Below are 14,186 nucleotides of genomic sequence, written 5' to 3' on the forward strand. Positions count from 1 at the left end.
GTCGTCTGGACAGGATAACCGCACAGGGAGGCCGCTCCCGGCCGCTCGCACACCCCAGTTCGGGAGCGAAACGAGCGGCCGCGGACGGCCGGCGACGATGTTGCCCGCCCCGGGGTTCGCGCGGCCCGGGGCGGGCGGTCAGGTGTCAGCCGCGGACGAACCGCAGCGTGACGAGTTCGAAGGGCCGGAGAGCGAGGGTGGCGCCGCCCTCGCCGGTCGGGCGCTCCAGCAGGTCGGTGCGCACGATGCGCTCGTGCGGGAAGCCGACGGCGAGCGTCGTCTCCGCACGCGACCCGTGCGCCTCGTAGAGCCGGGCGATCACGTCGCCCGAGCCGTCCTCGGCGAGCTTCACCGTCTCCACGACCACGGCGGGCGACGAGGAGGCCACCAGCGGCTCCACGACGCCGGCGCCGGCCGGACGCAGCGGCAGGTTGAGGCGGTAGCCCGTCTCGATCGCCGCGTCGACGCCGCCGATCACGATCGAGCTCCGGAGGGTGTGCGCCCCCTGGTCGGCCTCCGGGTCGGGGAAGAGCGGCGCCCGCAGCAGCGTCTGCCGCACCAGGGAGTACGTGCCGCCGCCCTCCTGCGAGTGGCGGGTGATGTCGTGGCCGTAGGTGGCGTCGTTGGCGATGCCGACGCCGAAGCCGCGCTCGCCCACGTGCACCCAGCGATGCGCGCTGGTCTCGAACCGCGCGACGTCCCAGCTGGTGTTCGTGTGCGTCGGTCGGTCGATGTGGCCGAACTGGATCTCCGACCGAGCCGAGGTCGTGTGCACGTCGACGGGGAAGCCGAGCTTCAGCATCCGCTGCCGTTCGTGCCAGTCGACCTGCGTCTCGATGTCGAGCGCGGGCGAGCCGGCCGCGAGCGCGAGCTTCTGCGTCACGGTGGAGTCGCCGAACCGGCGGACCAGCTGCAGCGTGACGCGCTGGGGCGTCTCCTCCACGATGTCGAGCGACTCGACGGCGGTGAGGTCCTCGCCCGACAGCCGGTATTCGACATCGACGTCCCACGCATCCCACTGGGTGGGGGTGTCGCGGAACAGCTGGAGGAGGTTCGCGCGCGTTCCCGCCGGAACAGCCTCCCGGCCGCTCGCCGCGTCCACGATCGACGGGATGAGACCATCGGCGTCGACTGTGACCGCGATCCAGTCGTTCACCAGCCGGAGGATGTCGCCGTCGCGCTCGACGCGCACGTCCGCTCCGCGCGTCGGGAGGCCGGCGCCGCCGGGCGCGATGCCGTCGATGACATACGGCGAGGCGTTCGCGACGCCGCCCGATTCCCCGGCCGACCCCGATTCCTCGGCCGACCCGGAGGCGAGCGCCGCGAGCGACCGGGCGATCACGCCCTCCAGGCTGCGCGCGACCTCCGCGTAGTTCTGGACGGCCTGGTCGTGCACCCAGCCGATCGACGACCCGGGCAGGATGTCGTGGAACTGCTGCAGCAGCACGGTGCGCCAGGCCTCCCGCAGCTCGTCGGCCGGGTAGTCGGCGCCGGCGCGCACGGCCGCCGTCGCGGCCCAGAGCTCCGCCTCGTGCAGCAGCGCCTCGCTGCGACGGTTGCCCTGCTTGGTGCGCGCCTGCGAGGTGTACGTGCCGCGGTGGAACTCGAGATAGAGCTCCCCCGCCCACACCGGGGCCGGGTCGAACTCGGCGCGGGCCGCCGCGAAGAACTCGGCGGGCGACGCGACGCGCACGGTCGGCGAGCCTTCGAGGTCGGCCGTGCGGGCGGCGGCCGCGACCATCTCGCGGGTCGGGCCGCCGCCTCCGTCGCCGAACCCGAACGGCACCAGGGAGGTGTTCGCCCGCCCCTTGTCCGCGAAGTTGCGTTCGGCGCGTGCCAGCTCTTCGCCCGAGAGGATCGAGTTGTAGGTGTCGACCGGCGGGAAGTGCGTGAAGATGCGGGTGCCGTCGATGCCCTCCCACTCGAACGTGTGATGCGGAAAGCGGTTGACCTCGTTCCACGAGATCTTCTGCGTCAGGAAGTGGTCCATCCCGGCCTCGCGAGCGATCTGCGGGAGCGCCCCCGAGTAGCCGAACGAGTCGGGCAGCCACACCTCGCGCGGCTCGTAGCCGAGCTCCTCCTGGAAGAAGCGCTTGCCCTCCACGAACTGCCGAGCGAGCGCCTCGGAGCCGGGCAGGTTGGTGTCCGACTCGACCCACATCCCGCCGACCGGCACGAACCGGCCTTCGGCGACGCGCGCCCGGATGCGCTCGAACAGCTCGGGGTAGAACCGCTGCATCCACGCGAACTGCTGCGCCGACGAGCACGCGAACACGAAGTCCGGGTCCTGATCCATGAGGTCGAGCACGTTGGAGAACGTGCGCGCGCACTTGCGGATCGTCTCGCGCACGGGCCACAGCCAGGCCGAGTCGATGTGCGCGTGGCCCACGGCGAACACGCGGTGCGCCGTGGCCGCCGCCGGAGAGGCGAGCACGCCGGCGAGCGCGGCACGCCCTCGGGAGGCCGTGGCGGCGACGGCGAACGGGTCGACGGCGACGACCGCGTCCTCGAGCGCGGCGAACAGGGCGGCGCGGCGCGGCGACGTCTCCGGCAGCTCGGCGGCCAGCCCGCGCACCGTGAAGATGTCCTGGATCAGCTCCCAGACCTCGGTGTCGCGATGCACGACGTCGATGCGCCGCAGCGTGTAGATGGAGGCCGTCGGGGCGGTCGACTTGCGGCCGACCGGCGTCGGCCGGAACGACCAGTCCGAGCCGACGTCCGGGTTCGACGCGGCCTCGACGTACAGCTCGAATGACTCCCCCGGCGCCGCGTTCAGCCGCACGTAGTTGTTGAGCGGCTCCAGCGCCTTGACGATCGTCCCGTCGGTCGCCCACACCAGACCCTCGGCCTGGAAGCCGACCTGGCCCGCCGTGAACCCGAGATCGACCACGAGCTCCACCTCGGCCGGGTCGGCCTCCCACTCTGCCGGCACCGTACCGGTGACGCGGAACCACACCGTGCCCCACGGCCGACCCCACGGCCGGCCGACGGCGAAGGGCTCGAACGACCCCTGCACCGCCTCCGCGAAAGGCACCGGCTCGTCCGGCACCTCCCACATCTCCACGGCCACCGGCACGGAGGCCCGCTCGAGGGCGGGCGTCAGGCGCTCGCGCACGAAACGGTCGACCCGCAACTCGGCGAGCTGGTTCTGCTGGTACAAACGACGACTCCTTCTATATAAGAGGTACGGCTAGCCCTTGACCGCTCCGGCGAGGGCGGACGAACCACCCAGTGCGCGGGACACGATCACGTACAGGGCGATGACGGGAACGGAGTAGATGAGCGAGTAGGCGGCCAGCTGGCCGTAGGCCACGGCGCCGTACTGCCCGAAGAACGTGAAGATGCTCACCGCCGCCGGCTGGTTGCCGGGGCTGAGAAGCAGCACGAACGGGACGAAGAAGTTGCCCCAGGCAGCGACGAACACATAGATGAAGACGACCGCGATGCCGGGACGAACCAGCGGCACCACCACCGTCCACAGCGTCTTCATGCTGGACGCGCCGTCGACCCAGGCCGCCTCCTCGAGGGAGATCGGCACCGAGTCGACGAAGTTCTTCGTCATCCAGATGGCCATGGGGAGCGATGAGGCCGCCATGAACAGGATCGTCCCACCGAGCGAGTCGATCAGGTTGAGCGACACGAACAGGCTGTAGACCGGCACCATCATCGCGGTGATCGGCAGGCACGTCCCGAACAGGATCGCGTAGAGGAAGGGCCGGTTGAAACGATTGCGGTACCGCGACAACGGGTAGGCCGCCAGCACGGCGACGATCACCGTCAGGATGGCGCATCCCGCCGAGAGAAGGAGGCTGTTCCACAGCGGCACGAACGCGAGCTCGGGGGTGAGCACCTTCTGGAAGTTCTCCATCGTCCACTGCTTCGGCCACGCGACCGACAGGGTCGCGCTGCCGTCGAACGACGCCAGCACCACCCACACGAGCGGCAGCACGAACACGATGCCGATGAGCAGCAGCAGGATGTTGGCCGTCCATTTCAGGGCGATGCCGTTGGGCGAGGACAGCTTCATCAGTCCACCTCCGTCTTGAGAGCGCGCACGTAGACGATCGCGAAGGCCGCGCCGACGAGCAGCAGGATGGTCGCGATGGCCGTGCCGTAGCCCAGCTCCGAGAATTTGAATGCCTCCTGGTAGGCCAGCACAGGCAGGGTCATGCTCTTGTTGCCCGGCCCACCGCCGGTCATCACGTAGATGAGCGTGAAGACCGACAGGGTCTGCAACGTGATGAGCATGAGGTTGGTGGAGATGCTGCGCCGGATCATCGGCAGGGTCACCAGGAAGAACCGCTTCACGCCGTTCGCCCCGTCGACCTCCGCCGCCTCGGTGATCTCGGGCGGCACCTCCTGAAGAGCCGCCGAGTAGACGAGCATCGAGAAGGCGGCGCCGCGCCAGGTGTTGGCCAGGATGATCGACAGCATCGGGAACGCGAACAGCCACGACGGGCCCGTGACGCCGAAGCCGGCGAGGATGGCGTTGAGCGTGCCGTGCTGGCTGAAGAAGGCGTACGAGGCGAACGCCGCCACGATCTCCGGCAGCACCCAGGCGCCGACGACGAACGTCGAGACGAGCGCCCCGACCCAGCGGCTGCCGCTGCGCATCAGCAGGGCGAGCACCATGCCGACGACGTTCTGGCCGATCACCGCCGAGCCGATCAAGAACACCAGCGTCAGCCACACCGACACCGGGAAGTCCGGGCTCTTGAAGAGGTCGATGTAGTTCTGGAGGCCCACCCACTGCGCCGACGCGGCCGACGAGCCGGTGAGCGACATGTTCGTGAACGAGCCGTAGAACGACGACAGGATCGGTCCGACCAGGAAGACGACCAGGAGGCCGATGGCCGGGACCAAGGGGACCGCCCGAGCGAGGGATCGCCGGGTGTGCGCGCGCGAACGTGCCTTCTGCTGGCCGCGCGGCGGCCGGACCGGGCTGGTCCGGCCGCGCGCGTCGGAGCCGACGGCATCCAGAGTGGAGGTCACGTTACTTCGACTCCGTCTTGTCCTTACCGACGATCCCCACGACGGTGTCGTCGTAGGTCTTGGCGGCCTCGGACGGCGAGGCCTGGCCGGTCATGACCGACTCCATCGCGACCTGGATACCGTTGGAGATCTTCGGGTAGTCCGGCGTCGCGGGGCGGAACTTGGTGACCGCCACGAGCGAGGAGAAGAACTCGGAGGTCGGGTTCGACGTCTTGTACTTCTCGTCGTCCGCGACGTCCTTGCGCACCGGGATGCCCGCCGTGTTGATGTTGTACTCGAGCGACCGCTGCTTGTCGGTCAGGAAGGTGATGAACTTCCAGGCCAGGTCCTTCGCCGAGCTCTTCGCGCCCATCGAGAAGGTCCAGCCGCCGGAGAGGCTGATCGAGCCCGGGTCGCCGCCGTCCTGGGTCGGCATCTTGGCCGTCCCCATCACCTTGTCCCAGTCGGCCCACGGGGTCGCACCGGTGGGCAGCCACGCGTTGGAGGCCCAGGATCCGTCGAGGTTGATCGCGAGCTTGCCCTGCGGCACCAGCTGGTTGTTGACGGTGTTCTGGTAGTTGGTGTCGCTGGTGACCTCCTGGCTCGGGCCGAGGCCACCCTGGTAGACCTCCTTGATGACATCGAGGGAGTCGGTGAACGCCTTCGAGCCGGTGATCCACTTGGAGGTCGAGTCGTCGTAGAGACCCTTGTCGCTCGCTCCGTACATCAGCATCTCGAAGCCCTGCATCGAGCTCGCCTCGCCCGCGGCTTTGCCCGAGAAGATGTTGAGAGGGATCACGCCGGGGTCGGCGGCCTTGATCTTCTTGGCGGCGCTGAGCACGTCGGCCCAGGTCTTCGGCTGCCACGGCGTCGGAATGCCGGCCTTCTCGAAGATCTGCTTGTTGTACCAGAGACCGCGCGTGTCCGTTCCGGTGGGGATGCCGTAGACCTTGCCGTCGTCGCCCTTGCCGGCGTCCTTGGCGTTGTCGAAGAAGTTCGACCAGTCCGACCACTTCGACACGTAGGAGTCGAGCGGCGCCAAATAGCCCGCCTGCGCGTCGGCGCGGATGAGGAAGGTGTCCTCGGACATGATGTCGGGCGCGGTCGTTGCCGCGCGGTTCATGAGGGCGAGCTTGGTGTAGTAGTCGTTCTCTGCCGCCTTGATCGGCACCAGAGTGATGGTGTCCCCGGGGTTCGCCTTCTCGAAGTCGCTCTTGGCCTTCTTCATGAAGTTGGACATGATGTCCGACCCGTAATCCTGGAAGGCGACCTTGATGGTCTTGCCATCGCCGCCGGCCGAAGACGACGAGCAGCCGGCCAACGCGACGAGAGCGGCTGCGGCAACTGCTGCGGCCAGTACCCTGCTTCGCTTCATCGATGCTCCTTTGCATTGAGGTCCTCCGGCTCCCATGCCGCGGACTCTTCGTAATTTATAAATCAAATTGATTTATAGATCAAGAGCTGCGTAGAAGTTGCCGTCTCCCCCTCGCCCGGGGGACGCCGATCGGAGGCTCTACAGCCGGCCCACGCGGGGCGAGAAAGTCTCGTCGAGCACGAGGCACGCGGCGCCGACGGCCGCAACGTCCTCGCCGACCTCCGTGCCCTGGATCAGGACGGGATGCGTCAGGATGCTCATGTCGATCTCGGCCATCCTGGCCGGGAGCTGCTCGAGGTAGCGCCGCTCGACGCGCGACCACGACGGGCCCCCGAAGACGACGCGGTCGATGTCGAGCAGCGCTGCGAGGTTCGACAGATAGAAGGCCGTGTTGCGGATCGATCGGTCCAGGATGCCGGCCGCGCGTTCGTCCCCCGCGTCGGCAGCGGCGGTCAGCTGCGTGAACAGCGTGTCGACGACCTCCACGTCGAGGTCGAGGTCGACGCCGTCGATGACCTCCTCATCACCCGGAGGCGTGAGGACGCCCGCCCAGAGGCCCTGCATCACCAGCCGCTGGGGCCGCACAGACTCGCCCCAGCAGCCGCGGCGCCCGCACGCGCAGAGCGCGCCTCCCGGATCGACGAGCACGTGACCGGCGTCGCCCGCGTTCTCGGTCGACCCGGTGTACACCTCGCCACCCAGCACCAGCCCGATGCCGGCGCCGGTGCCGTAGTAGACGAAGGCGTAGTCCTTGCTCGCGCCGGCGGGGTCGCGCCAGCGCTCCGCGACGGCCGCACTGATCACGTCCTTGGCCACCAGCGACGGGAGTCCGGTCGCGCTGGTGAGCTCGTCGCGCAGGTGGAAGTCGTTCCAGCCCGGGATCAGCGGAGGACGCACCACGACCCCGGTCTCGGCGTCGATCGGACCCGGCGCCGCGACGCCCACGCCGATCACCCGGTCGGGCTCGACACCGGAGGCCGTGAGCACGGAACCGATGGCCTCCAGGATCACCGCCAGGGTCGCCTCCGCGTCGCCATCCGGAGGCGAGGGCCTCCGATCGTGCTCGACGACCTCGCCCTCGAGGTCGAGCAGCACGCAGGTGATGACGGTCGGGTCGAGGTGCACGCCGACGGCGTAGGCGCCCGCCGGGTCGAGCCGCAGAAGGGTGCGCGGCTTGCCCGGGCTTCCCTCGTTCTGCTTGCCGGCCTCCTTGATGAGACCCTGCGCGAGCAACCGCCGCACGACGTTGGTGACCGTCTGAGCGGACAACCCGCTGACGGAGGCGAGCTCGACCCGGCTCAGGCCGCCTTCCGAGCGGCGCACCGCGTCGAGCACCACGGTCTCGTTGAACGCGGCGATCGCGGGGAGGTTCGCTCCCTTGGGCACGGCTCCTCCTCCGCGCGGGGCTTCGGGGCACCCGACGCTCCCTCGTAATATACCCACGCGCCGGTCGGTTTCCGCGCGCCGGTCAACGGCGGGCGGAGGTCAGCTCCCGCTCCAGGAGGACCCGGTCGGCCGCCTCCGCCAGCAGCGACCGCACCCGAGCCGCTCCGGGGTCGGCAGCGGACGTCGCCCGGATGACGGCGTAGTCGTTGCGCACGACAGGGTTCGCGAGCGGCATCAGCCTCACACCGTCAGGGACCGTGGCGATCGTCAGCTCGGGAACGAGCGCGACTCCCGCGCCCGCTCCCACGAGCGCGAGCAGCACGGCGAAGTCATGAGCCTCCGCCACCGACCTCGGGGCGAACCCGGCGAGCCCGCACGCCCGCTCGGTCATCTCGAAACAGGTCCAGCGCCGGTGCGGAACCACCCAGTCGTGGTCGGCGAACGCGCGGAGATCCACAGGCCCGCTCGCGCAGGCCGGGTCGTCCTCCCGCACCGCGAGCCAGACCGGTTCGACGGCGATGGGCGTCACGATGAAGCCGGGGCCGGCGATCTCGGCCATGTTCGAGTACGCGTGGGTGAGAGCCAGATCCACCTCGCCCGCCGCGAGCGCCGGTAACGACTCTCCCGGTTCGAGCTCGACGAGCTCCATCTCGACGTTCAGGCTCTCATCGCCGCGAAGCGCCCGCCACGCGTCGGTGACGACAGTACGCGCGATCGAGGCGAACGCTCCGACCCGATACGTGCCGACCGTGCCGTCGCGCAGGGCCGCGACCTCCAACTCGGCGAGGGACAGCATGTCGGAGACCGCGCTCCCGTGCGAAGCGAGCGTCCTGCCCGCCGCGGTCAGTGCGAGACCGCGGCCGCGGCGCTCGGTGAGCGGGAGGCCCAGCTCGCGTTCGAGGGCCGCGAGCTGCATCGACACGCCTGGCGGGGTCAGGTGCAGCTCGGCCGCGACCGCGGCGACGGTGCCGAGCCGATCCAGCTCGGCGAGCATCCTCAGTTTCCTGGCGTCCAACACATCATCAATGTTTACGCGTTGCACCAAACAAAGTAAATAGACATGTCGATTGCGCGCCGCCACAGTGGGATCATGACCTCGGCAACCATCGCGCGCATCCGCATCGTCACCGCCGGGCTCCTGGTCGTGGTTCTGTGGGCCAGCGCCTTCCCGGCCATCCGTGTCGCGGCGCCCGCGCTCGGACCGTTCGGGCTGGCCCTCGCGCGCACGGCCATCGCCTGCGTCGCCTTTCTGGCCGCGGCGCCGTTCGCGGGAGTGCGGCTGCCCGCGCGTCGCGACCTCCCGCTCATCGCGGCCTGCGGGGTGGTCGGGATGGCCGCCTATCAGGTGCTGCTCACCGCCGGCGAGCTGACGGTGCCCGCAGGCACTGCCAGCCTCATCGTCGCCGCCGCTCCTCTCGTGAGCGTGGCCATCGCGGCGGGCGCCTTCGGCGAGCGCCTCACCACTCTGAAGCTGGTCGGCAGTGGAGTCGCGCTGGGCGGTGTCGCGATCGTCTCGGTCGCGCGCTCGGGTCTGACGCTGAGCGGCGCCGTGTGGCTCGTTCTTGCGGCGATGGTCGTCCAGGGGATCTACCACCCGCTCACCAAGCCGCTCCTCCGGCGCTACTCGGGGCTGGAGGTCGCCACGTATGCGATGGTCGCCGGCCTGATCCCCCTGCTGGCGGCGCTCCCCTGGTCGCTGCCCCAGCTGGCCTCCGCGAGCCCGGAGGCCTGGCTGGGCGCCGCGTACCTGGGTCTGCTGCCGTCTGCTGCGGGGTTCGTCCTGTGGGGATACGCGGTCGCGCGTCTGTCGATGGCGACCGCGACCGCCCTGCTCTACCTGGTGTCGCCGGTCGCAGTGGGGATCGCCGCCATCTGGCTCGGCGAGATCCCCCAGCCCGCGGAGCTGCTCGGCGGCGGCGTCGTGATCGCGGGCGTGGCGCTGATCGGCCTCAGTCCGGGGCGCCCCCGGACGCCGTATCCTCGTCGGTCTCGGCGTCGTGGTGGCTCTGCTGCGACGGCTCGCCCGACTCGGGACGATCCGGCTCCTGTCCATGCTCCGAATCGTGCGCGGTGAGGTCCGCGCTCGTCATCTCGCGCTCGTCGGGATCGAGGTCGCCCCGCTCAGTCGGATCCGTCATTTGTTCTCTCCGTCCGGTTGACCTCGCACGGTAGACCTGAGCGACCCCGAGGAGAACCACCGCCGACTTCCACCGGCACCCCAGCACGCGCTCAGCCTGGTGGGGCAGGGTGAGTCGCGTGGAGATCGTGGTCGACGTCGTGCTGCTGGTGCTCGCCGTCCTCGCGGTGGCCGCGGGCTGGAGCAACGGCGCCATCCGGGCCGCCGGAGCGCTGATCGGCCTCGGCGTCGGCCTGGCCCTCGGCCTCCTGCTCGCGCCGATGGTCGTCGATTGGATGGCATCCTCCGGGCTCACCGGAGTGAGCCAGCGATCCATCGTCGCCGCCGTCGTCCTCCTGGTGTGCGCCGCCGTGGTCTACGCCCTCGCCACCGCCGCCGCGTCGGTGATCGGCAAGGTGCTGCGGCACGGGCCGATCCGTTGGGTCGACTCGCTGATCGGGGCGGTCCTCGGCTTCGTCACCTGGGCCGTCGTCGTCTGGCTCGTCGCCGGCTTCGCGATGGCGACCAGCCTCGCGACCGTCGTGCAGGCGGCGAACTCCTCTCGAGTCGTCTCCACCCTGAACAGCATCGCGCCGCTCCCCTCCTCGACCGTTCTGGGCGCGGTCGACGACGCGCTCGCGAGCGCCGGCCTCCCGAAGGTGTTCGAGGGCGGCGAGTCGATCAAGAGCATCGCGGCGCCCGACGCGAGCGTCCCTTCCCGGGTGGCGCAATCCCAGCAGTCCGTGGTGACGGTCCTGGCCTCCAAGCCTGCGTGCGGTGTCGACTCGGAGGGCAGCGGCTGGGTGGTCCAGCGCGGTCGCGTCGTCACCAACGCGCACGTCGTGGCCGGAGCGTCTTCGGTCGTCGTGCGCGAGTCCGGCGGCACCACCGTCGACCGGGCGACGCTCGTGGCGTTCGATCCCGAGCGCGACCTGGCGGTGCTCGACGTCACCGACCTGAGCGCGCCCGCACTCGACATCGGGCAGGATCTCGGCGCCGGCGACCAGGCCTACGCGGCCGGCTACCCCGGCGACGGCCCGTTCACGATCACGCCGCAGCGCGTCCGCGACCAGCTCACCGCACGCGGCACCGACATCTACCAGAGCGGAACCGTCGAGCGTCAGATCTACTCGCTCCGCGGCTCCATCCGCCCCGGCAATTCCGGTGGCCCGCTGCTCGATCAGGCCGGCGACGTCGTCGGCGTCGTCTTCGCGCGGTCGACGGTCGACCCCGAAACCGGCTACGCGCTGACGCTCGACGAACTGCGACCCGTGCTCGGCTCCGTCGGGCCGACGCCGATCAGCTCCGGAGCGTGCACCGCGGGCTGACGAGACGGCCTCCCTCGTGATTGGCTTGGTCGCATGAAGGCTGTCAGCTACTCGTCCACCGGTGATTCCGACGTCCTCGAACTCGGCGAGCGCCCCGAGCCGCACCCCGGCGACGGCGAAGTGCGCGTGCGCATCCACGTCTCCGGGGTCAACCCAACGGACTGGAAGGCTCGGCAGGGCTCCGGTCCCTCCGAACTCCCCCGCCCCCAGGTGCCCAACCAGGACGGCGCGGGTGTCGTGGACGAGGTCGGGCCAGGAGTGTCCGACCTCGCGCCCGGCGACCGGGTGTGGGTGTGGGACGCCGCCTATCAGCGACCGGAGGGCACTGCGCAGGAGCTGGTCGTCCTCCCGCGGAACCTGGTCGTGGCGCTGCCGGACGACGTCGGCTTCGACGTGGGGGCTTCGCTCGGTATCCCGGCACTGACGGCCCACCGGGCGCTCACCTCGTCCGAGTCGGTTCCGGACGAACTGGCGCCGGGCGCCCTCGAGGGGCGGACGGTCCTGGTCGCGGGAGGCGCCGGAGCCGTCGGCCACGCCGCCATCCAGCTGGCGGTCTGGGCAGGAGCGACCGTCATCGCGACCGTCAGCAGTCACGAGAAGGCCGAGCTCGCGCGTGCCGCCGGCGCGCACCACGTCGTCAACTACCGCGAGCCCGACACGGCGGAGGCCATCGGGGCGCTCGCGCCGCGCGGCGTCGACATCGTGGTGGAGGTGAACGTCAGCGCCAACGCCGAGCTCGACACGAGGATCGCCGGCCGCAACGCGACGATCGCGAGCTACGCGGACGCGCCCGGATCGACCGAGGTCACGATCCCGATCCGGCCGTCGATGCAGAAGAACCTGCGCTGGCAGTTCCTGCTGACCTACACCGTGACTCCGGAGGCGAAGGCCGCGGCCGTGCGCGGAGTCTCCGCAGCGGCCGCCGCCGGCGCCCTGCCCGTCGGAGCAGAGCACGGCCTCCCGATCGCCCGCTTCACGCTCGACCAGACGGCGGCCGCCCACGACGCCGTGAAGGACGGCATCGTGGGCAAGGTGCTCATCGACGTGACGTGACAGGCTCCATCGCGCGAGCCGAGCGGGCGACGCGGACGATCTGAACCACCATCGCGACCGCCGCGGCCGCGGCGATGGCGGCCGCGTAGCCGAGAGCGGTCGGCAGCAGCCCGACCGTCCCGATCAGCTCACCGGCCGCGAGCGCGGGCACGCCGTAGGCCAGATAGCTGACGAGGAACACCCCGGCGAAGAGCTCTGCGCGCTGATCGTTGGGGGCGAGCGGCGCGATGATCCGGAGCATCGCCGAGAAGCCGCCGCCGAACCCAGCGCCGGCCACGACGGCGCCCGCGAACAGCACCGGGAGGAGACCCCCGGCGATCCCGACCGCGGCGATCGCCACTCCGACCATCACCGCCGCCATCGACCACACCGTCGTCGTGCGCGCCGGCGCCCGCGTCAGCAGCAGGCCGGCCGCCGCGCCGACCGCGGGCGGAACCGCCACGATCGCACCGTTCAGCAGTCCGGAGTCGAGGTGGAAGACGCCGTGCAGAATGGAGGGTGACAATCCGATGAAGAGCCCCGCGAGCATCCAGGTCGCGATGAACAGTGGAAGGGCCGCGACGAACTCCCCTCGCGCGGCCCGAGGGATGAAGAGGCGCGGCGTGAGCGACCGCAGCGCGCCCGGTCGCGGCGAGACGGTCTCGGGTGATGCGGCCACCACGACGATCCCGGCGACGAACAGCAGTGCGAGAGTCACGAAGACGAGCGTGGTCGGCTGCGCGGCGAACTGCACGGCGAGACCGGTGAAGAACGCGCCGAGCGCGATGCCGCCGACGGGGGCGGTGGACCCGATGGTGGCGCCGAGCTTCTTCTGGCGCTCGGGTGCGAGCTCGACGAGCGCCGCGGTGAAGGTGCTCATCGCCGCCCCGGTCGCCACGCCCTGCACGGACCGGGCCGCGATGATGGCGCCGATGTCCTTCGAGAAGAGGAACATGAGCATCGCCGCGGCCTGGAGGGCCAGCGCCCCGATCAGTACCGGTCGCCGCCCGATGTGGTCGGAGAGCGACCCGGCGACCAGCAGTGTGATCAGCAGCGTGACGGCGTAGATCGCGAAAGCGACGGTCAGGAGCCAGGACGGGAAGCCCCACTCCTGCTGATAGAGCACGAAGAGCGGGCTCGGCGCGCCGACCGCGAGTGCCACGGCGACGAACGCCAGTGCGGTGCCGGTGAAGGCGGCGACCGGGCGGAGCCGGGCCGAGCGGAGGCGGCCAGAGCGGGCGCGGGCCTGCGCCCGGGCGACGACGGCGATTCCGCCCGTCGCGACGGTGGGGCAGGCGTCTCCTGCAGTGGACATCTGGGCCTCCTAAAAGCAAATTGAATTGCTTTAATGGACTATAAGGCTGGATCTGTCAAAAAGCAACAAGAATTGCTTTAAGCTATTCCCATGACAACGACCACACCGTCGAAGCGGACGGGCGGACGCAGCGCCGCGGTCATCCACAGCGTGCGCACCGCCGTCGAGGAGCTCGTCAAAGAGAAGGGCAGCGAGCGCGTCACCGTGCCGATGATCGCCGAACGCGCCGGCGTCAACCCGACCAGCATCTACCGACGCTGGGGCGACCTCCCCACCCTGCTCAACGACATCGCCACCTACCATCTCGACCCCGACCGCCCGCTGGCCGAGCGCGGCGACCTCCGCGACGACCTCACCGACTGGGCGAGCGGCATCGTCACGCACTTCCGCAAGCCGGTCAACGCCGCGCTCCTGCGCGGGGGCGCTGGTGCAGCAGGAGAGCGCACGTCCGACTGCCTGCGCAACCGGCGGGTGGAGGCCGCGGCGCTGATCGCGCGGCACCCGGAGACCTCCGTCACCGAAGACGACGTCATGGACGTCGTGATCGCGCCGATCGTCAACCGTGTCATCTTCCAGCCGTGGACGCTCGTCGACTCCACCGCCGACGACATGGTGGCCCGGCTGTTCCGCGCGGGCGCAGGCGCAGGCGACTAACCTCGACAG

Annotated in this window: 11 protein-coding genes; 4 read left to right on the top strand and 7 right to left on the bottom strand. The window is 70.2% G+C overall.

Annotated elements, in window-relative coordinates; genetic code table 11:
- Nucleotides 1-145: 145 nt before the first annotated feature.
- The 6 genes from ASF88_RS17785 to ASF88_RS17810 all read right to left on the bottom strand — a co-directional run bounded on the left by ASF88_RS17785 (nt 146) and on the right by ASF88_RS17810 (nt 8,726).
- The gene (locus ASF88_RS17785; protein ID WP_055921915.1) at nt 146-3,160 is read right to left on the bottom strand and encodes an alpha-mannosidase; all 3,015 of its coding nucleotides are present in this window, start codon (nt 3,158-3,160) and stop codon (nt 146-148) included.
- Nucleotides 3,161-3,190: 30 nt separating this feature from the next.
- Nucleotides 3,191-4,027, bottom strand: coding sequence for a carbohydrate ABC transporter permease (locus ASF88_RS17790; RefSeq protein ID WP_055921918.1), 837 nt, complete (start codon nt 4,025-4,027; stop codon nt 3,191-3,193).
- Nucleotides 4,027-4,992, bottom strand: a complete 966-nt coding sequence (locus ASF88_RS17795; protein ID WP_055921921.1) for a carbohydrate ABC transporter permease — start codon at nt 4,990-4,992, stop codon at nt 4,027-4,029. Before ASF88_RS17795 ends, ASF88_RS17790 begins: the two co-directional genes overlap by 1 nt.
- Nucleotide 4,993: 1 nt before the next feature.
- Nucleotides 4,994-6,346, bottom strand: a complete 1,353-nt coding sequence (locus tag ASF88_RS17800; RefSeq protein ID WP_055921925.1) for an extracellular solute-binding protein — start codon at nt 6,344-6,346, stop codon at nt 4,994-4,996.
- Between the two features lie 138 nt (nt 6,347-6,484).
- Entirely contained in the window at nt 6,485-7,732 is a 1,248-nt protein-coding gene (locus tag ASF88_RS17805) for an ROK family transcriptional regulator (RefSeq protein WP_055921928.1), read from the bottom strand.
- An 82-nt stretch (nt 7,733-7,814) separates the two neighbouring features.
- Nucleotides 7,815-8,726: a LysR family transcriptional regulator gene (locus tag ASF88_RS17810; protein WP_055921932.1), complete on the bottom strand. Its 912-nt coding sequence runs from the start codon at nt 8,724-8,726 to the stop codon at nt 7,815-7,817.
- Nucleotides 8,727-8,822: 96 nt separating this feature from the next.
- Between ASF88_RS17810 and ASF88_RS17815 the strand changes: the two genes are divergently transcribed.
- The 3 genes from ASF88_RS17815 to ASF88_RS17825 all read left to right on the top strand — a co-directional run bounded on the left by ASF88_RS17815 (nt 8,823) and on the right by ASF88_RS17825 (nt 12,229).
- A complete protein-coding gene (locus ASF88_RS17815) occupies nt 8,823-9,806 on the top strand; it encodes a DMT family transporter (protein WP_082519051.1) in 984 nt (327 codons plus the stop codon).
- 182 nt (nt 9,807-9,988) lie between these two features.
- A complete protein-coding gene (locus ASF88_RS17820) occupies nt 9,989-11,176 on the top strand; it encodes a MarP family serine protease (protein ID WP_055921935.1) in 1,188 nt (395 codons plus the stop codon).
- 33 nt (nt 11,177-11,209) lie between these two features.
- Complete coding sequence (locus ASF88_RS17825; protein WP_055921938.1) at nt 11,210-12,229, top strand: NADPH:quinone reductase; 1,020 nt, start codon at nt 11,210-11,212, stop codon at nt 12,227-12,229.
- Here ASF88_RS17825 and ASF88_RS17830 read toward each other — a convergent pair.
- The gene (locus tag ASF88_RS17830) at nt 12,213-13,523 is read right to left on the bottom strand and encodes an MFS transporter (RefSeq protein WP_055921942.1); all 1,311 of its coding nucleotides are present in this window, start codon (nt 13,521-13,523) and stop codon (nt 12,213-12,215) included. The genes ASF88_RS17825 and ASF88_RS17830 overlap by 17 nt on opposite strands.
- Before the next feature lie 90 nt (nt 13,524-13,613).
- On the opposite strand from ASF88_RS17830, the gene ASF88_RS17835 reads away from it, so the two are divergent.
- Nucleotides 13,614-14,177: a TetR/AcrR family transcriptional regulator gene (locus ASF88_RS17835; RefSeq protein ID WP_055921945.1), complete on the top strand. Its 564-nt coding sequence runs from the start codon at nt 13,614-13,616 to the stop codon at nt 14,175-14,177.
- Nucleotides 14,178-14,186: the final 9 nt, after the last annotated feature.

The organism is Leifsonia sp. Leaf336 (assembly GCF_001423695.1).
Taxonomy (GTDB): Bacteria; Actinomycetota; Actinomycetes; order Actinomycetales; family Microbacteriaceae; genus Leifsonia.

Excerpts from the sequence above, each read along its gene's own strand:
- ASF88_RS17790 (WP_055921918.1), bottom strand. The coding sequence starts at position 4,027 with ATGAAGCTGTCCTCGCCCAACGGCATCGCCCTGAAATGGACGGCCAAC.
- ASF88_RS17800 (WP_055921925.1), bottom strand. The coding sequence starts at position 6,346 with ATGAAGCGAAGCAGGGTACTGGCCGCAGCAGTTGCCGCAGCCGCTCTC.
- ASF88_RS17810 (WP_055921932.1), bottom strand. The coding sequence starts at position 8,726 with ATGCTCGCCGAGCTGGATCGGCTCGGCACCGTCGCCGCGGTCGCGGCC.
- ASF88_RS17815 (WP_082519051.1), top strand. The coding sequence starts at position 8,823 with ATGACCTCGGCAACCATCGCGCGCATCCGCATCGTCACCGCCGGGCTC.
- ASF88_RS17825 (WP_055921938.1), top strand. The coding sequence starts at position 11,210 with ATGAAGGCTGTCAGCTACTCGTCCACCGGTGATTCCGACGTCCTCGAA.
- ASF88_RS17830 (WP_055921942.1), bottom strand. The coding sequence starts at position 13,523 with ATGTCCACTGCAGGAGACGCCTGCCCCACCGTCGCGACGGGCGGAATC.
- ASF88_RS17835 (WP_055921945.1), top strand. The coding sequence starts at position 13,614 with ATGACAACGACCACACCGTCGAAGCGGACGGGCGGACGCAGCGCCGCG.